The following is a 17,754-nucleotide window of genomic DNA, read 5'->3' as shown; positions in this document are numbered from 1 at the left end:
GGTCGGTCAGTGCGTCAGTAGCCGAGGTTCTTCTTGCTGTTGTAGACCTTCATCGGATCATCCGCGGCCGTGTAGAGCTTCGACTCGGTCTGGATCCACTTGGGCGGGACGGTGCCCTTGTCCTTGTAGGCCTTAAGCACGTCGAAGGCCGGGCCGGCCATGTCGGGGGTGAGCTCGACGGTGGCGTTGGCCTCGCCGGCGGCGATCGCCTTGAAGATGTCGGGCACCGCGTCGATCGAGACCGTCAGGATCTCCTTGCCGGGCTTCAGGCCGGCCTCCTTCATCGCCTGGATGGCGCCGACCATCATGTCGTCGTTGTGGGCGTAGACCGCGCAGATCGAGCGGCCGCCCTCCGCCTTGATGAAGCTCTCCATCACCTCCTTGCCCTTGGCCCGGGTGAAGTCGCCGGTCTGGCTGCGCACGAGCTTGATGTTGGCGTGGGGCGCGATGGCGGCGTCAAAGCCCTTCTTGCGGTTGGTGGCGACGCTGGCGCCGACCGTGCCCTGGAGCTCGACCACGTTGCAGGGTTTTTCGCCGACCGTCTTGGTCAGCCAGGTGCCGGCGACGCGTCCCTCCTCGACGCTGTCGGAGGTGACGGCGGTCAGGTAGAGGTCCTTGCCGGCGGGATCGATGTCGCGGTCGAGCAGGATCACCGGGATCTTCGCGTCGCGGGCTTCCTTGAGCACCGCATCCCAGCCGGTGGCGACCACCGGGGCGAGCAGGATCGCGTCGACCCCCTGGGCCACGAAGGACCGGATCGCCTTGATCTGGTTTTCCTGCTTCTGCTGCGCGTCGGCGATCTTGACGGTGATGCCGCGCTTCTTGGCCTCGTCCTTGGTCACGGTCGTCTCGGCGGCGCGCCAGCCGGATTCGGACCCGATCTGCGAGAACCCGACGGTCAGCGAAGCCGCCTGGGCCCCGCCGCCCCACGCGAGGATCATGCCCGCGAGCATGGCCTTGATGGAAATGGTGCCTCTCATCGACGTCCCCCCCTATGAATGCGTCCGCCGCCTCTTCAGAGCGATCGGTCGCCATATGTATGACATATGCGCGGCGCGTTGAACAGCCGGTCTCGCAACGCATCCCTGGGGTTGTTGACCGAGCGGCCGAGGCTGGGGCGCCGGCACTCTTCGCCTCTGCACATCGGCTGCCCGCCCAGGGAAACAGCTCTTCATTCCAGGCCTTTGCTATCGTTGGACGATTTTGGGAGACGGCAAGCCGCCTTGCCGCAACGGGTTCCCGACAAGCGCTATTCGCCTTTGCCGCCGCGCGTTCCGAGAGGCTGGTCGCCGCGCAGCGATCGGCTTTCCGGCAGGTGCCGAGCCGGCGATTCGCCTAGCGCACAGTTTTCCGCAGATCAAATTGTATGAGTTTACGGGGGGCCGAATGAGGTCACGCGCCTTTCCCTCCCCCGCAGAGGGGCTACGGGCTACACGGGTTGGAATTTTCATCTCTCCTCAGGGCGGAAGGCTCAGTCGTCTTCTTCAAGCGAAGGCCCGACCGATGCCGCCCCCGCGCCGTCATCCCGGGGCCGCGCAGCGGAGCCCGGGATCCAGAGCCGCCGACGTGCCAAACTCTTGCACCGACGGTGTTTCTGGATTCCGGGCTCGCCTGCGGCGACCCGGAATGACGGCGCGGGTTATCAGGTATGGGGTATCAATCCTCGGGAGATGAATTTCCCAACCTGTGTCGCCCGTAGCTCTGGCGGGGAGAAGTTGGAGGTGGGGGTGGTTCAGGGGGCACCGATGCGCCCCATCCGGCACCACCCCCACCCCTAACCCCTCCCCGCAAGGGGGAGGGGAAAATGCGTGATGTTTCGGGCGCTTACGACCGAGCGCGATCAGTAAATTTGGTCCCCCGCACGGGAGAGGCGGCGCTTCGAGCCCGTGTCGTCCCTCGGTCGGGGCAAGCGGCCCGGCAAACAATAAAAAAACCCTGCCCGACGGGGCAGGGTTCTGGCCGTTCGAGTCGTCCGACCCGCCGGGATCAGCCCAGGAGCTTGTCCAGGGTGATCGGCATCTCGCGCACCCGCACGCCGGTGGCGTGCCAGACCGCGTTGGCGATGGCGCCGACCGTGCCGGTGATGCCGATCTCGCCGACACCTTTCACGCCGAGCGCGTTGACCACGGAATCGTCCTCGTGGACCAGGATCGCCTCCATGGCCGGGATGTCGGCGTTCACCGGCAGGTGGTATTCGGCCAGGTTGTCGTTGAGGAAGCGGCCGGTGCGCGGGTCCATCTCGGCCCGCTCGTGCAGGGCGAAGGACAGACCCCAGATCATGCCGCCGTAATACTGGCTCTGGACCAGCCGGGGGTTGATCACCCGGCCGGCCGCGAAGGCGCCGACCAGCCGGCTGACCCGGATCTGGCCCAAGTCAGGATCGACCTTCACCTCGGCGAAGACCGCCCCGTGGGCGTGCATCGCGTAGGACTTTTGGGCCGCCGGGTCGGCCCCGGCCTTGCCCTGGCCCTCGATGCTGGCCCGTCCGGCCCGCTTGAGGATGTCGGCGAACGATTCGCTCCGGCTCGGGTCGTCGCGCCGGGTCAGGCGGCCGTCCGCGGCGGTCACGCCGGCATTGCCCGCGCCGTAGAGCGGGGAGGCGGGGTCGTCGGTGGCGAGCTTGGCCAGCTGGGCGATCACGTCGCCGGCCGCGGCATGGATCGCGTTGCCGGCCGTGGCGGTATGGCCCGAGCCGCCCGCGATGCCGGCATTCGGAAGATCGGAAGACCCCATCCGGAAGGTGAGGGCCTCCATGCCGATCCCGAGCCCGTCGGCGGCGATCTGGGCGAGCGCGGTCCAGGCGCCCTGGCCCATGTCGATCGCCCCGAGCTCCACCGTGCCGGTGCCGTCGGCGCGGATCTCGGCCCGGGCTAGCCCCTCGAAGATCAGGGCCGGGAAGGTGGCGGTGCCCATGCCGATGCCGACCAAAAAGCCGTCCTTGTCCCGGGTCTGGCGGGGCTGCAGCGGGCGGCCGGCCCAGCCGAACGCCTCGGCGCCGCGCCGGTAGCACTCGCGCAGGGCCTTCGAGGAGAACGGCTTGCCGGTGATCGGCTCGACCTCGGCGTAGTTGGCCAGCCGGAACTCCAGCGGGTCCATGCCGAGCTCGTGGGCCATCTCGTCCAGCGCGCTCTCCAGGGCGACGCTGCCGGTGGCCTCGCCGGGGGCGCGCATGAACAGGGGCGTGCCGGTATCGAGCCGCACCGCCTCGTGCCGGATGGCGATGGCCGGGCTGGCGTAGAGGGTGCTGGTGGCCCGGCCCGCCGGCTCGAAGAAGTCGTCGAAGCTCGACGAGGCGGTGAGGATGTGGTGGTCCAAAGCCGTGAGCTTGCCGGCCGCGTCGGTGCCGAGCCGCAGCGTCTGGCGGGTCGGGCCGCGATGGCCCATCGGGCCGTACATCTGCGAGCGGGTCGGCACCAGCTTGACCGGCCGCCCGACCATCCGGGCCGCCATGCAGGCGAGCACCTGCGGGCCCGAGGGCACGCCCTTCGACCCGAAGCCGCCGCCGAGATAGGGGCTCTCGATATGGATGTCGTCGGGCTTGATCCCGAACAGACCGGCGAGCCTACCTTGCGAGATCGCCAGGCCCTGGGTCGGCATGTGCAGGGTCAGCCGGTCGCCGTCCCACTGGGCCAGGGCCGCGTGGGGCTCCATGGCGTTGTGGTACTGGGCGGGGGTCTCGTAGGTGGCCGCGATGGTGCGCGACGCGGCCGCCAGGCCCGCCTCGACATCGCCGTCGCTCTCGGACGGGGCCGCGCCGACGCCCACCGAATCCGGGGTGAACACGTCCCCGGCATCGAGGCCGATGCGCGGCGTCTCGGTCGCGTAGGTCGGCGCCAGCAGCCGCGCGCCCTCGGTGGCGGCTTCCAGGGTCTCGGCGATGACCACGGCGATCGGCTGGTTGGCGTAGCGGACCCGGTCGTTCTGCAGCAGGTCCAGGCGGAAGATGAACGGCCCGGCCTTGGCGTCCGGGTCCTGGGCGAGTTTCGGGGCGTTCTCCGGGGTCATCACCGCGACGACGCCCGGATGGGCCTCGGCGGCGGACCGGTTCAGGCCGGTGACCCGGCCCTTGGCGATCCGGGCGACGCAGAGCGCCGCGTGCAGCGTGCCGGGGGGCAGGTTGTCGGCGGAGAACCGGGCCTGGCCGGTCACCTTGAGCGGGCCGTCCCGCCGGGTCAGCGGCTGGCCGATGCTGGAGCCGTGGCGGGTGCCGGCGGCGGGATTCAGGGGTGTTGCGGTCGCGGTCATGCGGTCTGTCCTCAGACGATGCCGAACGGGGAGGCGGGGAGCGCCGGGATCCGGGCGGGGGTCCCGGCGGCCGCCAGCGTCAGCGCCCGGACCGCGACGCGGCGGGCGAGCTCGATCTTGAAGGCGTTGGCCTCGCCGGTGGGCTTGGCACCGTCGAGCGCCAGAGCGGCGGCCTTGGCGTAGGCCTCGGGGGAGGGCGCCTGGCCGGCGAGCGCGGCCTCGGCCGCCTCCACCCGCCAGGGCTTGAGCGCGAGGCCGCCGAAGGCGAGCCGGGCCCGGCCGATTGTTTCGCCCTCGAACGTGAGGGCGGCGGCAGCCGAGACCACCGCGAAGGCGTAGGAGGTGCGGTCGCGGACCTTCAGGTAGCGGGCATTGGCCCGGAACGACGCCGCCTCGGGGGGCAGGCGCAGGGCGGTGATCAGCTCGGCCGGGCGGAGCGCCGTCTCGTGCTCGGGATGGTCGCCGGGGAGATTGTGGAACGCGGTCAGCGGCACCTCCCGGGCGCCGTCCGGCCCGGCGATCTCGACCACCGCGTCGAGGGCGGCGAGCGGCACGCAGAAATCGGACGGGTTGGTGGCGATGCAGTGCTCGCTCCAGCCCTGCACGGCATGGATCCGGGTGGCGTGCCCGAGCGCCGCGCAGCCGGAGCCGGGTTCGCGCTTGTTGCAGGCCGAGACCGCGTCGGTGAAGAACGGGCAGCGGGTGCGCTGCATCAGGTTGCCGCCCACCGTGGCGGCGTTGCGCAGCTGCGCCGAGGCGCCGGCCAGCAGGGCCTCGGCCACCATCGGGTAGGTCTTTTCGACCCTCGGGTCGTAGGCGAGGTCGCTGTTGCGCACGAGCGCGCCGATCCGGGTGCCGCCGTCCGGCAGCTGCTCGATGCTGGAGAGACCCGGCAGCCGGGTGATGTCGACGATCCGGGCGGGCGCGGTGACGCCGCCCTTCATCAGGTCGACCAGGTTGGTGCCGGCGGCGAGATAGGCGGTGTCGGGCTGTTGCCCGGCCGCGACGGCCTCCGGCAGGCTCGCAGGGCGGATGTAGTCGAAATTCCTCACGCCGCGTCCTCCCGCTGCTCGACCTGTCCGGTGGGGCGCGACGCCTCCTGCACCGCGTCGAGGATGCCGGCATAGGCGCCGCAGCGGCAGAGGTTGCCGCTCATGCCCTCGCGGATGCGCTCGGGATCGGTGCCGGCTTGGCCCTCGCGGATCAGCCCGACCGCGCTCATGATCTGGCCGGGGGTGCAGAACCCGCACTGGAAGCCGTCATGGGCGATGAAGGCCGCCTGGACCGGGTGAAGCCGGTCGCCCTCGGCCAGCCCCTCGATGGTCAGGATCTCGGCGCCGTCGAGGCTCACGGCGAGGGTGAGGCAGGCATTGATCCGCCGGCCATCCACCAGCACCGTGCAGGCGCCGCACTGGCCGCGGTCGCAGCCCTTCTTGGCGCCGGTCAGGCCGAGGCGTTCGCGCAGGAGATCGAGGAGGGTGACGCGCGGATCATCGAGGGCGATCTCGCGGGCCTGCCCGTTCAGGGTGAGCCTGAGGGGAATATTCATGCTGGGTCCCGGCTGGCAAAGGCTGGAACCGTTACAGATAGCCGGCACCCCGCCCCCGGCGAGGCCCGGGGCGGGGCTCATGTGCGCCACCTCACAACGCAGCCTGCCTGCGCGGATCGGCTTACTTGACCGTCACCTCGGAGACGGACTTGAGGACGGTCTTGCCCTTCTCGGTCTTGATCTCCACGGCGGGCTCGTCCTTCGAGGCCTCACGCTTGACCGTATTGCCCTTGATGGTCTTCTCGACATCCTTGGTGTGGACCTTGGTCACCTCGCCCTCGACGGTGCCCTTGCCCCACTTGTAGGTTACGTCGTCCCCGGTCTTCACGTCCGCCTTGCTCATCCGCGCGCTCCATCGTCTGGTGCGGGAGAAGGCTGCCGGGGGCAGGGGCGTTCCCGGGTTTCCACGGCCGGGATGCCGCAGGTCCGGGCGCGACGGGGGGCTTCCGCATGCGCGATGTCTGTTATCCTGACGGGGGGCCTGAGGAGGTTGGCGCCATGGATCTCTCGATTGCGAACCGTGAGGCGCGGATCCAGGCTTTGTGCGAGACGCTTAACGCTTCCATCGCGGCCGGCGGTTCTGTGGGCGAGGCCGAACTCGATGCGGCTCTGGACGCCGTGGACCGCGCGCTTGCGGACCGCTTCCCATCAACGGAGGATGATCGCGGGGGAAGGTCTTGTTCGTCTCCCTGATCAGCGGTTGCATCGACCTCCGAACACCCACCGTGTCATTCCGGGGCCGCGCAGCGGAGCCCGGAATCCAGAGACGCAGGTGTGCCAAGTCTTGCAGCTTCGGAGGCTCTGGATTCCGGGCTCGCCTGCGGCCCCCCGGAATGACACGATGATCTATACGCTCCCGTCCCATCACCGATCGATGAGTCGATCCGAGACGCAGCGGGCGGGCCTCAGCGCCCGACTTCCCCGCGCAACGCCGCGACCATCGCCTCGACCGTGGCCTGGGCGGTGTCGCCGAGGTCGATATCGGTCTCGCCGGCGGTGACGAGGCCGCGCTCCTCGAGCTCCTTCACGCCCTGCGGATCGGCCTCGTGCCCGGCGCCGTCCTTGCGGATGACCGAGGTGACCCGCTCGCCGCTGACGAGGCGGTGATAGGCTGCGAAGGCGAAGATCGAGAGCGCCTTGTCGGAGAGTCCGTTCACTTCGTCGGCCATGGGGCCCTCCATCGAGACGGGTTGGACTGACGGAACGCCGCCCGGCGCTGCGGGGTCCGAGGATGGGCGGAGGTGCGACGATCCGGTGCGACGACGGCGGCTCCGCCGGGGGCTAGGCGGACCCGCGTCGCCCTGGGACCACCTTCCTGCTACTCTGCCGCCGCCCATGACCGCACAGATCGATCGCACCGCCGTGGAACCCAGCCCGGACGCCCCCGAGGACCCCGCCGCGCCGGGCCTCGCGCCGCCCGATCTCGGCTACCGCCTGCGCCAGCAGGTGATCCTGTCCGAGTTCGGCGTCGAGGCCCTGCGCGGCACCGATGTCGACCACCTGCTGCAGCGGGCCGCGGAGCTGTGCGCGCAGGGGATGGGCGCCGAGTTCTGCAAGGCGCTGGAATACCGCCGCGGCGAGGACACGCTGCTGGTGCGCGCCGGCGTCGGCTGGGGGCCCGACGTGATCGGGCAGGCCCGGGTCGGGGCCGACCTCGCCTCCCCGGCGGGCTTCGCCCTCAAGACCGGCAGCCCGGTGATCTCGAACCACCTGGCCGAGGAGACCCGCTTCCGCACGCCCCAGCTCATGGCCGAGCACGGCATCCGCCGGGCGATCAACGTGCTGATCGAGAACCGGGACGGCGCCTTCGGGGTGCTGGAGGTGGACGACACCCGCGAGGGCATGTTCGAGGAGGCCGATATCGCCTTCATGCAGGGTTTCGCCAACCTGCTCGGCGGCGCAATCGAGCGCCAGCGGACCGAGAACCTGCTGCGCGCCGCGCTCGCCCGGCAGGACCTTCTGGCCCGCGAGATGAGCCACCGGGTCAAGAACAGCCTCGCCATCGTGGCGAGCCTGCTCGCCCTCCAGGCCCGGGCCGCCGAGGCCGAGCCCGCCGTGCACGCGGCCCTGTCGGATGCGCGCAGCCGCGTCGAGGCCATCGCCGGCGTCCACGACCAGCTCTGGCGGCAAGGAGACAAAACCGGCGATGGGGAAGGGGAGGGCGTGCCCGGCGAGCTCGATCTCGCACCCTTCCTGGAGAAGCTGGTGGCCAATCTCGACAGCGGCGCGCCGGGCCTGCACCTCACCTGCACGGCGGCCCCGCAGCGGATCTCGGCCGACCGGGCGATCCCGATCGGGCTCCTGGTCAACGAGCTCGTCACCAACGCCCTCAAATACGCCTACCCGCCCGAGACGCACCCGGAGGGCGGCGCGATCCGGGTCCGGGCCGAGCGCGAACTCGACACCCTGGTGGTCGAGGTCGCCGACGACGGCGTCGGGCTGCCGGCGGATTTCGAGATCGGCCGCGCCTCGAAGAGCCTCGGCATGCGGGTGGTGGGCAGCCTCACCCGGCAGCTCGGCGGCAATCTCACGCTGCCGCGGACGGGGCAGGGGACCTGCTTCCGGCTGGACGTGCCGCTGGCGACCTGATCTGGCGAACAGGTCGTGGGGGTTGCAGCGATCGGCGGGCAGGCGCGTTGCCGCCGGCGCCGGGTCTTTCATTGCGCATCCTCCCGAAAGCCGACAACCACCTTTCGGGGTGATGCACCTTTCGGGATGATGCCCGCGCGCGCAGGATCGGCAGGGACGATGGCACAGATGAAACCGCGCGTGGCCCTCGGGCTGCAGGGTGGCGGCTCCTACGGCGCCTATGGCTGGGGGGTGATCGACCGGCTGCTGGAGGAGCATATCGAGATCGTCGCGGTCAGCGGTGCCAGCGCCGGCGCGCTGAACGGCGCCGCCCTGGTGGCGGGGCTGGCCACCGGCGGCGACGACGGCGGCCGGCAGGCCCTGGAGCGGCTGTGGCGGGCGACCGCCGAGCGCTCGCCCCTGCGCGGCTTCGAGGGATTCGGGGCCGCGTTCGACCCGTTCCTGGATCCGTTCGTCGCCCGGTCCCTGGCCCTGTTCCGCGAGGCCTCGGCCTACGTCTCGCCGTTCCTGCCGACGTTACGCGACATGCACCTGTTCCAGGCGGTGGTGCGCGCCAGCATCGATCTCGAGACCGTCGCCCGGCAGGAGCGGGTGCCGCTCTACGTCTCGGCCACCGACATCCTGACCGGGGCGGCGCGGCTGTTCACCGGCCCCGAGGTCACCCTGAAGGCGCTGATGGCCTCCTCGTGCCTGCCGGAGCTGTTCGCCCCGGTGGAGATCGACGGCCGGCGCTACTGGGACGGCGGCTACGCCGCCAACCCGGCCCTGGAGCCGCTGGTGTTCAACGGCCACGGCGCCACCGACCTGATCGTTCTGCAGCTGACGCCGTTCGTGACCGACGCGATCGGTCTGCTGCCCTCCGAGATCGCCGGGCGGGTCAGCGACATCAGCTTCAACGCCTGCCTGATGCGCGACCTGAAGGCGCTGACCGAATTGCAGCGCTACGCCCGGGAGACGGACACTCAGGATGCCCGGATGCGCGCCATCGCCGACATCAACATCCACCTGCTGCAGGCGCCCTGCGAGCTGGCCGGGGGCGAGATCAGCAAGCTCGACACCCGCTGGTCGACGATCGGCGCCCTGCGCGACCTCGGCCGCGCCACCGCCGAGCGCTGGCTGGCCGAGAGCGGCCACGCGATCGGCGCGGATTCGAGCCTTCAGACCCTGGAGGCCGCCATCGCGCCCTGAGGCCAGGGCAACGGGATTCACCCGTCGCATCGGTCCGTAAGCGCTTGAAGCACTGTGCGTTTTCCCATCCCTGCAAGGGGAAGGAGCGCGCATTCCGGGAATCCGCTAGGGGCCGGGGAGGGGGCTCCAGGGCACCGGAGACCAAAAAACACCCCCTCCTCCCGGGCCGGTCGCGCCGGTCGCGCCGGCCCTGCGGCGGCGCCCATGTGCGCACGGGGCTGGACAAACCCGGGCGGACACCGCGATCTGTCGCGAAAGGGCTCGGTGGATCAGAGCGAACGACAGTGACCGGGATGAGGAACGCGGCGGCCGCGAGGCTTTCGGAGCGGCTCCACGGGTTTCGGAGCCTGGGTGACAATTGCGAGTTCGGCTTCGTGCAGCGCTACGGCGGCGTTGAGCCGTCCGGGCTGCTGCGGTTCTCCTACACGCCGATGGCGGACCTGATCCGCGGCCTGCGCTGCGGCTTCGCGGATTTCGGCGTGCCGGGCGACCTGCGCATCGCGGTGAGCGCCGGGGGCACCTATTACTGCCACAGCGTGGCCTACAACATCTGGGCGAACACCGGCCATGCCGCCGGCTCGATCGACCCGGAGGTGCTGGTCGAGCGCGAATACGGCCGCCTCGCCCACCTGAAGCGCAAGATGCTGGACGACCTCGCCGACGGGTCGAAGATCCTGGTCCGCAAGGTCGGCCGCGACGCTCCGGAATCCGAGTTCGCGCACCTGTCCGAGGCGGTCTGGGCGCACGGTCCCTCGACGCTGCTGCGCGTCACCGAGGCCGGGCCGGATTGGCGCCCGGAGCCCGCCCGGCGGGTCGCCGACCGGGTGATCGCGGGGCAGGTGCGCCGCTTCGCCCCGACCGAGCAGGCCTGGGAGGTCGATCTCGAACCCTGGCTCCACCTGGTCGACAGCGCCTACGCGCTGGAGCACGGCCAGGCGCCGACCGATCTGGGGGCGGGGGCCTTCGCGGACGCCCTGACGCTGCCGGGCGGCCTGCGCCGGCATGCCGGGCGGCACCCGACCCTGGCGCTCAGCGCCTATACGCGGGCGGTCGACCCGGCCCGCCTCGGCACCGACAAGGCCTACGTGTTCTCGACCTGGGTGTGGATCCCGGAGGCGTTCGGCGGCGAACGGGTCTTCGCCGTCGCCGGCCATGGCCGCCTCGGCTGGCGCGACGCCGACCTGTCCCGGCGTGGCTGCTGGCAGCGCGTCTGGGCCGGCGGACGGATGCGCCCGAACGTCGACCGCGAGCCCGTGGGGCTCGGCCTGATCGGGACCAGGCGAGACCAGTTCTGGTCGTTCGGCGCGCGCTTCCACGAAGGCCCGATCCCGGAGGAGGGGGCCGAACCCACAGTCCGGATGCCGCCTGCCCGCTTCCCGGGGCGCCGCCTGTTCGGCTGGCTGCGCTCGAAACTGCCGTAACGCCCGCGCCGACGGAATGCGGTGCGTGGTAGTGGGACCGTGGCTCGGGTCTCCGCCGGAGAGGCTGCCGAGGCGGCGGTCGCGCGTCGTCGACGGTGCGCGACCGCGGACTGCCGGCGGATCTGGATCCCGGGCTCCGCTGCGCGGCCCCGGGATGACGGGGCGGGGTTCAAGGCCGCCGCCTGATCCTGCACCAGCGCCTTGAGGCATCTCAGAACAACAGGCCACCGACCGCCCGACCACACCCCTCCCGACCCCATCCAAAGTTCGCATAAGATATATTATGGAACTAAAACCATCAGAAAGGTCGGGTGAGGGGGTCTGGCATGCCAGATGGCCGGGTTCGCCGCTGAATGCGGAGCGGCAAACCCGACCGGGCTCTGGTCGAGCTCCGAGGGCCAGCCCGATCCTCGGCGCCGCCGAAGGTGGAACGCCCGAGAAGCGCCGCGTCGGCGAAGCGGCGGAACCGGGTGAGGGCGGTTCGAGGAACTCGAGCCGAAAGCGCCCTCCCCGCGACGTCACGCGGTGCGCCCGGCGAGCCGGCTCTGGTCGGCGAAGATCCGGCCGTCCTGGGCGCGGCATTCGATCTGGTCCGACAGCCGGCCCGCCCGGATCCGGATCGCCGCCGGCCGGGCCAGGGCCTCGGCCTGCTCCAGGAAGCCGGCGGCGTCCATCGGCGCGTCGCGGCCGCCGCCGAGCCCGCGCCACCACAGCACCGCCTTCTCCCGCTCGTAGCCGCTGCGCTCGGGCCGCAGGCGCACCCGCCAGTCGGCCGCGGCGGCGCCGTCCCGCCAGCCGAGCACGAGGTCGAGGCCGTCCGAGGCCGCCTCCAGGGTCAGATCCGTCACCGGATGCCAGGGCGCCTCCGCCTCCGGGGCAGGGCCGGCCGGCTCGGAGGCCGGCCCGATGTCGGCCGAGAGGATCGGCAGCTCGTCCTCGGCCGCGGCGTCGTGCAGGGGGGCGCCCTCCTCCTCCGTCTCCGGCTCGGTCCAGCAGGCCTCGCAGGTGGAGGCGTTCAGGGCGATCAGGGCTCCGCAGCCGGGGCAGGGTTTTGCACGCAGGCCCCCTGCCCCGCCGAGCACCTGAGCGGCACTCTGCGCCGTCACGGCGTCCACCGGCCCGTGCATCCGCACCAGGCCGGCATAGTCGAGGATCAGCGCGTCGGCCTTGCCGGGGGCGCAGCGCAGCGCCCGGCCGACCTGCTGGACGTAGAGGCCGGTGCTGCGGGTCGGACGCAGCAGCGCCACGAGGTCGACCTCCGGGGCGTTGAAGCCGGTGCCGAGCACGCCCACCGAGGTCAGGCAGCGGATTTTTCCGGCCCGGAACGCCGACACGATCCGGTCGCGCTCCCGGCGGGGCGTCTCGCCCGAGACGGTCTCGCAGGAATACCCTTCGGCCCGCACCGCGTCGCGCACGGCATCGGCATGGGCGAGGCCGGCGCAGAAGGCGAGCCAGGCCCGGCGGCCGCTGCTGTATTCCGTCAGCTCCGCCACGGCGGCCCGGGTGATCCAGTCGCGGTTGACCGCCGCCTCCAGCTCCCCCGGGATGTAGTCGCCCCCGCGCCGGCCGACCCCGGAGACGTCGAGCTGGGTCAGGGTCGCCTTGGACACGAGCGGCGCCAGAAAACCGCGCCGGATCAGGTCGCCGGTATCGGCCTCGTAGGCGATCCCGGCGAACAGACGGCCGGTGCCGGCGTCGAGGCGACCAGAATCGAGCCGGTAGGGGGTCGCGGTGAAGCCCGCGACCTGCATCCCGGGCGTCAGCGCCTGCAGGCCCGCCAGGAACCGGCCGTAGCGGGTCTGGGCGGCGCGGGGAATCAGGTGCGCCTCGTCGACGATCACGAGGTCGCGCGGGCCGACCGCGTCGAGCCGGTCGGCCACGGACTGGATGCCGCAGACCAGAACCTGCGCCCCGGCCTCCCGCCGCCCGAGCCCGGCGGAGAAGATGCCGGCCGGCGCCTCCGGCCAGTAGCGGGTCAACTCCGAAAAGTTCTGGGCGACGAGCTCGCGGCTGTGGGTGACGATCGCCACCCGGGCGAGGGGGTTTTTTGTCACAGCCTCCCGGGCGAGGGCGGCGATGACCAGGGCCTTGCCGGCCCCGGTGGGCAGCACGACCAGATGGCCGGGCGCCGCCGCGTCGCCCCCTCCCCGCCCCCAGGCGGCCGCGAGCGCGTCGAGGCTGGCGCGCTGGTAGTCCCGCAAGCGCAGCATGGCGGCGGTCTAGCCCGGTCGGGCCGTCCTGTCCGTGGCGGCGGGGTCACGGCGGGGACCGGCGTTCGCACGGGGCGCGTTCGACCCGACCCCTCCCATCCTCCCCCTCATCCTGAGGTGCGAGATTGGGATATTCGCGCGCACAGCGCAGCACGCTAGGGCCGTGCAGGACGAGAAACTCCTACGCTCAGAGCCGTCGTAACAAATAAATATCCATGATCCAGCCATGCCGGGCTCGGGCCTCGGCCCGGACCCTTCGGATCTCGTCGCCGACCGTGCCGAGGCGGCCGGACACCAGAATCTCGTCCGGGCTGCCGAGATAGGCGCCCCAGTAGATCGTCAGGTCCGGGTCGAGATGGGCGAAGCGCGGATCGCCGTCGAGCATCACCACGACGCTGTCGGCCCCCTCCGGCCAGCCCGCGGCGAGGCGGCGCCCGGTGGTGATCAGCACCGGGCCGCCGATGGCGTTGAGCGGCACGCCGTGGCGGGCGGCCAGGACCTGCACGCTGGAGAGGCCGGGGATCACGGCGTAGGTTAGGGCGAGACGCCCGCGCGAAGAAATCCGGTTGAGGATGCGCAGGGTGCTGTCGTAGAGGGCCGGGTCGCCCCAGACCAGGATCGCCCCGACCTGCCCGGCCCCGAGCTCCGCCGCGAAGGCCGCCTCCAGCCGCTCGGCCCGGGCCGCGTGCCAGGCCTCGACGGTGGCGCCGTAATCGGCCGGGCGGCGCTCCCGGGGCGGATCCTCGACGGTGACGACCCGGTGGGGCTTCTGGATATGGGCGGCGCAGATCCGCTTGCGGATGTCCACGAGGTCGGCGGTCTCGGCGCGCTTGTCGAGCACGAACACCGCATCGACATCGGCCAGCGCCCGCACCGCCTGGAGGGTCAGGTGCTCGGGATCGCCCGTGCCGATGCCGATCACCCGGATCTGCCTGTCCTGCATGCCGCGCTGTCCTCCGCCGGGGCGGGGGAGGGCCGGCGTCGGCGTCCCCTACCCGCGCCCGCCCGCTTTGGCGAGGATCGCCCGGGCGATGGTCAGGTCCTGCAAGGCGATGCCGGAGGAATCGAACACCGTGATCGCCTCCGGGTCGGTCCGCCCCGCGTTGCGCCCCCCCTGCCCGCTCCCCAGCACGGCGCCAATCGCCCGCAGCTCCGCCGCCGCGGGGGCGTGCTGGAACTCGCCGATGGTGCGCGATTGCTCGGGCAGGTCGCAGTAGAGGGCCGCCCGCTCCAGCAGGGCCGGGGGCAGCTCCTGCTTGCCCTTGGCATCCGCCCCCATGGCGGCGACATGGGTGCCGGGGCGGACCCAATCGGCCTCGAACAGCGGCGCCCGGGCCGGCGTCGCCGTCACGATCACGTCGGCGGCCCGGCAGGCCTCCTGCGGGTCGGCTGCCCACACCTCGACCGCGGCCCCCTGCCGGCGCAGGCGCTCGGCAAACCCCGCGACCTTGGCCGCGTCGCGCGCCACCACGAGCACGGTCCGGATCGGCAGGACCCGGGCGAGCGCCGCGCATTCGAACTCCGCTTGGTTGCCGGCTCCGAACACGGCGAGCACTGCCGAATCCGGCCGGGCCAGGACGCTCGCCGCCACCGCGTCGGCGGCGGCGGTGCGGTAGGCGTTGACGCGGCCCGCCTCGATCACCGTGTCGACCCGGCCGACAGCCTGGTCGAACAGCAGGATCACCGAATTGTGCCGCGGCAGGCCCCGATCGGGATTGCCCGGCCAGAACGAGCCGACCTTCAGGCCGGCATAATCGGCCGTCGATCCCGACTTGATCGAGAACCGGTTGGTCGGCTCCGAGCCGTGCCCGAGCACCGCCGGGAACAGGGTGGTCCCGGGGGCGACCGCGGCGATCAGCGCCTCCCGGGCCGCCTCGAACGCCAGGGCGTGATCCACCAGGGCGGCGGATTCCTCTTCCGAGATGAAGCGCATGAGCGGCAAGCCTTTCCTGTGATTCGGCCTCTCCCACCCGCGCCCTCATCCTGAGGTGCCGGGCGATCGACGATCGCTCGGCCTCGCAGGAGCCCTCCTTCGAGGGCCGCTGGCGCGGCCACCTCAGGATGAGGGGGATGGGTGGGAGCCGCCCCCTACCCTACAACGTCATGCCGCGGGCGGTGACCGGCCAGACCGCCTCGACCCGACCGTCCCGCACGCCGACATACCAGTCGTAGACGTTGACGGTGGGGTCGCAATGGCCCGGAATCAGCTTCAGGCGGTCGTTGAGCTTGAGCACGTTGCCGGGATCGCTGATCACCCCGTGCTCGTCCGAGCACTTGACGTATTCCACGTCGCTCCGGCCGAACACCAGGGGCAGGCCGCTGTCGATGCTCTGGGCCTTCAGGCCGGCATCGCAGATCGCAACATCGGCCTTGGCCTTGCTCATGATCGACGTGACAATGAACAGGCTGTTCTCGAAATCGCCGATCGGCTGGCCGCTCGCATCCTTCACCCGCTGGTAGTCGGCATCCATGAAGACGTAGGAGCCGCATTGCAGCTCGTTGTAGACGCCGCTGCCGCCCTCCAGGGCGAAGCTGCCGGTGCCGGCGCCCGCCACGATGGCGCAATCGAGGCCTTCGGCCTTCAGCAGGTCAATCGTGCGCTTCGTGTCGTCGATCGCCGTCTGGATCAGGGCCTTGCGCTCGGCGTAGTCGCGCACGTGCTGCGCCCGGCCCTGATAGGCCTGCAGCCCGGCGAATGTGAGCCCCGGCGCCGCCGCGATTTTTTTCGCGATCACCACCGCGGGCTCGCCGGGGGCGACGCCGCAGCGGCCGGCGCCGACATCGATCTCCACCAGGGCCTCGAGGGTGACGCCATACTTCACCGCGGCTGCCGACAGATCATCGACATTGCCGAGGTCGTCGACGCAGACCAGCACCCGCGCCCGTTTGGCCAGGGCCGCCAGGCGCTCGATCTTCTGGGGCGCCACGACCTGGTTCGACACCAGCACGTCGCGGATGCCGGCGCTCACCAGGGCCTCGGCCTCGCTGACCTTCTGGCAGCAGACGCCGCAGGCCCCGCCGCGCTCGATCTGCACGGTCGCGATGTCGGAGGATTTGTGCGTCTTGGCGTGGGCCCGATGGCGCAGGCCGTTCTCCTTCATGAAGCGCCCGAGCTTGTCGACGTTGCGCTCGAAGGCTTCGAGATCGACCATCAGGCAGGGGGTGTCGACCTCCTCGACCGGCATGCCGACGCGGGCGGGAATGTTGTTGCGCATAGGGTGTCTCCTCCTGGTCGGGGCGTCTTCTTGGTTCGCGGTCGAGGGCGCTCAGGTCACGGGGCAAGTCCCAACAGCTCGGCGATGCGCGGCGTCGCTTTGATGCCGGTGCCGGTGAGCACCGCCACGACGGTCTCGTCGGGCCCGATCGCGCCGCTGGCGGTCAGGTCGGTCAGCGCCGCCGCGGCCATCGCGCAGGTTGGCTCGACGTAGAGGCCGGAGCGGGCGAGCTCCATGAGCGCCGCCTCGATCGCCGGCTCGGACACCGCCACGGTGCCGCCCCCGGACCGGCGGAGCGCCGCCAGCACCGCACGGCCGCGCACCGGCTGGGCGATGGAGGCGCCCTCGGCCAGCGTCGGGCCCGGGGTGACCGGCAGAAAATCCTCGGCCTCCGCCTGGAAGCCGGCATGCAGGGGCGCGCACTGGGCCGGCTGTACCGCGTAGAGGCGGGGCAGGCGGGCGATCGCGCCCCGGCGCAGCAGCTCCGAGAAGCCGATATCGCAGCCGAGCACGTTGCTGCCCGCCCCGCACGGGATGATCACGGCGTCGGGGGCGGTGAATCCGAGATCCTCCCACAGCTCGTAGGCCAGCGTCTTGGTGCCCTGGAGGAAATGCGCCTGCCAATTGTGGCTGGCGTAGAAGATCGCGTCCGCCTGTCGCACGGCCGCGTCCGCGGTGTCCTGGCGGGTGCCGGGGATCAGCTCGACCTCGGCGCCGGCGGCGCGCATCTGCACGGTCTTGGCCGGCGAGGTCGAGGCCGGGACCAGGATCTTGGCCCGCATCCCGGCGGCGGCCGCGTAGGTCGCCACCGCGGCGCCGCCGTTGCCGGACGAGTCCTCCAGCACTGCCTCGACGCCCTGCTGGCGCAGGATCGACAGCATCACGGAGGCGCCCCGATCCTTGAAGCTGCCCGAGGGGGCGAACCATTCGAGCTTGAAATGGGCGTGGCGCCCCCGCCAGGGCCGGCGCACCAGCGGCGTGCAGCCCTCCCCCAGCGAGACCGGATCCGTGACCGCCACCGGCAAGGACGCGGCGTAGCGCCAGAGCGAGCGCTCCCCGGTATCGATCTGCCCCCGGTCGATCCCGGGCAGCGGCGAGATCATCAGCGGGCCGCCCGAATCGCCCCGCCAGCGCGGGATCTCGATCGGGTAGGAGGCGCCGGTGGCGGGGTCGATATAGGCAGGGGGCATATTGGCAGCAGGCATGCGCATCACGGCTCGGGGATCCGGGGCGGCTCGGGCGCAGTATACAAAATAATCTTGGGAAACGCGCCGTCCGTTCCCCCCGAAACCGACGGCGCGTTTCGTCCCGGTCCGCGGCCTTGCTGCCGGGCCGGG

15 protein-coding genes are annotated in these 17,754 nt (G+C 71.4%); 4 read left to right on the top strand and 11 right to left on the bottom strand.

All coding sequences use genetic code 11. The features are described from left to right. Positions 1-14: 14 nt before the first annotated feature. The 5 genes from ytfQ to MKK67_RS02280 all read right to left on the bottom strand — a co-directional run bounded on the left by ytfQ (position 15) and on the right by MKK67_RS02280 (position 6,137). The gene (gene ytfQ / locus MKK67_RS02300; protein ID WP_243962002.1) at positions 15-953 is read right to left on the bottom strand and encodes a galactofuranose ABC transporter, galactofuranose-binding protein YtfQ; all 939 of its coding nucleotides are present in this window, start codon (positions 951-953) and stop codon (positions 15-17) included. Between the two features lie 1,033 nt (positions 954-1,986). Next, positions 1,987-4,245 (bottom strand): xanthine dehydrogenase family protein molybdopterin-binding subunit, encoded by a 2,259-nt coding sequence (locus MKK67_RS02295; protein WP_243961907.1) that lies wholly within the window; start codon positions 4,243-4,245, stop codon positions 1,987-1,989. Between the two features lie 11 nt (positions 4,246-4,256). Next, positions 4,257-5,297, bottom strand: coding sequence for an FAD binding domain-containing protein (locus MKK67_RS02290; RefSeq protein WP_243961905.1), 1,041 nt, complete (start codon positions 5,295-5,297; stop codon positions 4,257-4,259). After that, the gene (locus MKK67_RS02285; RefSeq protein ID WP_243961903.1) at positions 5,294-5,794 is read right to left on the bottom strand and encodes a (2Fe-2S)-binding protein; all 501 of its coding nucleotides are present in this window, start codon (positions 5,792-5,794) and stop codon (positions 5,294-5,296) included. Before MKK67_RS02285 ends, MKK67_RS02290 begins: the two co-directional genes overlap by 4 nt. 121 nt (positions 5,795-5,915) lie before the next feature. Further along, positions 5,916-6,137 (bottom strand): DUF2945 domain-containing protein, encoded by a 222-nt coding sequence (locus MKK67_RS02280; protein ID WP_243961901.1) that lies wholly within the window; start codon positions 6,135-6,137, stop codon positions 5,916-5,918. Between the two features lie 155 nt (positions 6,138-6,292). Here MKK67_RS02280 and MKK67_RS02275 point away from each other — a divergent pair, with 155 nt between their 5' ends. Continuing rightward, positions 6,293-6,487, top strand: coding sequence for a hypothetical protein (locus tag MKK67_RS02275; protein WP_243961899.1), 195 nt, complete (start codon positions 6,293-6,295; stop codon positions 6,485-6,487). A gap of 212 nt (positions 6,488-6,699) precedes the next feature. On the opposite strand, the gene MKK67_RS02270 is transcribed toward MKK67_RS02275, so the two are convergent. Further along, on the bottom strand, positions 6,700-6,963 hold the full coding sequence (locus MKK67_RS02270) for a hypothetical protein (protein WP_243961897.1): 264 nt from the start codon (positions 6,961-6,963) through the stop codon (positions 6,700-6,702). A 166-nt stretch (positions 6,964-7,129) separates the two neighbouring features. Here MKK67_RS02270 and MKK67_RS02265 point away from each other — a divergent pair, with 166 nt between their 5' ends. The 3 genes from MKK67_RS02265 to MKK67_RS02255 all read left to right on the top strand — a co-directional run bounded on the left by MKK67_RS02265 (position 7,130) and on the right by MKK67_RS02255 (position 10,992). After that, positions 7,130-8,383 (top strand): sensor histidine kinase, encoded by a 1,254-nt coding sequence (locus MKK67_RS02265; RefSeq protein WP_243961895.1) that lies wholly within the window; start codon positions 7,130-7,132, stop codon positions 8,381-8,383. Between the two features lie 159 nt (positions 8,384-8,542). Continuing rightward, positions 8,543-9,571, top strand: a complete 1,029-nt coding sequence (locus MKK67_RS02260; RefSeq protein WP_243961893.1) for a patatin-like phospholipase family protein — start codon at positions 8,543-8,545, stop codon at positions 9,569-9,571. 293 nt (positions 9,572-9,864) lie between these two features. Further along, positions 9,865-10,992, top strand: a complete 1,128-nt coding sequence (locus MKK67_RS02255; protein WP_243961891.1) for a hypothetical protein — start codon at positions 9,865-9,867, stop codon at positions 10,990-10,992. A gap of 518 nt (positions 10,993-11,510) precedes the next feature. Here MKK67_RS02255 and MKK67_RS02250 read toward each other — a convergent pair. The 5 genes from MKK67_RS02250 to MKK67_RS02230 form a co-directional block, all read right to left on the bottom strand. After that, positions 11,511-13,202: a DEAD/DEAH box helicase gene (locus MKK67_RS02250; protein ID WP_243961889.1), complete on the bottom strand. Its 1,692-nt coding sequence runs from the start codon at positions 13,200-13,202 to the stop codon at positions 11,511-11,513. Positions 13,203-13,389: 187 nt separating this feature from the next. Beyond that, on the bottom strand, positions 13,390-14,145 hold the full coding sequence (cobF, locus tag MKK67_RS02245; protein ID WP_243961887.1) for a precorrin-6A synthase (deacetylating): 756 nt from the start codon (positions 14,143-14,145) through the stop codon (positions 13,390-13,392). Positions 14,146-14,193: 48 nt separating this feature from the next. Then, positions 14,194-15,135, bottom strand: a complete 942-nt coding sequence (locus MKK67_RS02240; RefSeq protein ID WP_243962000.1) for an ornithine cyclodeaminase family protein — start codon at positions 15,133-15,135, stop codon at positions 14,194-14,196. A 160-nt stretch (positions 15,136-15,295) separates the two neighbouring features. Continuing rightward, positions 15,296-16,417, bottom strand: coding sequence for a DSD1 family PLP-dependent enzyme (locus MKK67_RS02235; RefSeq protein ID WP_243961879.1), 1,122 nt, complete (start codon positions 16,415-16,417; stop codon positions 15,296-15,298). 56 nt (positions 16,418-16,473) lie between these two features. Continuing rightward, complete coding sequence (locus MKK67_RS02230; protein ID WP_409568358.1) at positions 16,474-17,607, bottom strand: pyridoxal-phosphate dependent enzyme; 1,134 nt, start codon at positions 17,605-17,607, stop codon at positions 16,474-16,476. Positions 17,608-17,754: the final 147 nt, after the last annotated feature.

The sequence above is a fragment of the Methylobacterium sp. J-072 genome, assembly GCF_022829425.1.
Lineage (GTDB): Bacteria > Pseudomonadota > Alphaproteobacteria > Rhizobiales > Beijerinckiaceae > Methylobacterium.
This window is presented reverse-complemented; position numbering and strand designations above follow the sequence as displayed.

Bases quoted from the DNA above. Each gene is read 5' to 3' on its own strand.
- ytfQ (WP_243962002.1), bottom strand. From the start codon at position 953: ATGCTCGCGGGCATGATCCTCGCGTGGGGCGGCGGGGCCCAGGCGGCT.
- MKK67_RS02295 (WP_243961907.1), bottom strand. From the start codon at position 4,245: ATGACCGCGACCGCAACACCCCTGAATCCCGCCGCCGGCACCCGCCAC.
- MKK67_RS02285 (WP_243961903.1), bottom strand. From the start codon at position 5,794: ATGAATATTCCCCTCAGGCTCACCCTGAACGGGCAGGCCCGCGAGATC.
- MKK67_RS02280 (WP_243961901.1), bottom strand. From the start codon at position 6,137: ATGAGCAAGGCGGACGTGAAGACCGGGGACGACGTAACCTACAAGTGG.
- MKK67_RS02275 (WP_243961899.1), top strand. From the start codon at position 6,293: ATGGATCTCTCGATTGCGAACCGTGAGGCGCGGATCCAGGCTTTGTGC.
- MKK67_RS02270 (WP_243961897.1), bottom strand. From the start codon at position 6,963: ATGGCCGACGAAGTGAACGGACTCTCCGACAAGGCGCTCTCGATCTTC.
- MKK67_RS02265 (WP_243961895.1), top strand. From the start codon at position 7,130: ATGACCGCACAGATCGATCGCACCGCCGTGGAACCCAGCCCGGACGCC.
- MKK67_RS02260 (WP_243961893.1), top strand. From the start codon at position 8,543: ATGGCACAGATGAAACCGCGCGTGGCCCTCGGGCTGCAGGGTGGCGGC.
- MKK67_RS02255 (WP_243961891.1), top strand. From the start codon at position 9,865: ATGAGGAACGCGGCGGCCGCGAGGCTTTCGGAGCGGCTCCACGGGTTT.
- MKK67_RS02250 (WP_243961889.1), bottom strand. From the start codon at position 13,202: ATGCTGCGCTTGCGGGACTACCAGCGCGCCAGCCTCGACGCGCTCGCG.
- cobF (WP_243961887.1), bottom strand. From the start codon at position 14,145: ATGCAGGACAGGCAGATCCGGGTGATCGGCATCGGCACGGGCGATCCC.
- MKK67_RS02240 (WP_243962000.1), bottom strand. From the start codon at position 15,135: ATGCGCTTCATCTCGGAAGAGGAATCCGCCGCCCTGGTGGATCACGCC.
- MKK67_RS02235 (WP_243961879.1), bottom strand. From the start codon at position 16,417: ATGCGCAACAACATTCCCGCCCGCGTCGGCATGCCGGTCGAGGAGGTC.
- MKK67_RS02230 (WP_409568358.1), bottom strand. From the start codon at position 17,607: ATGCCCCCTGCCTATATCGACCCCGCCACCGGCGCCTCCTACCCGATC.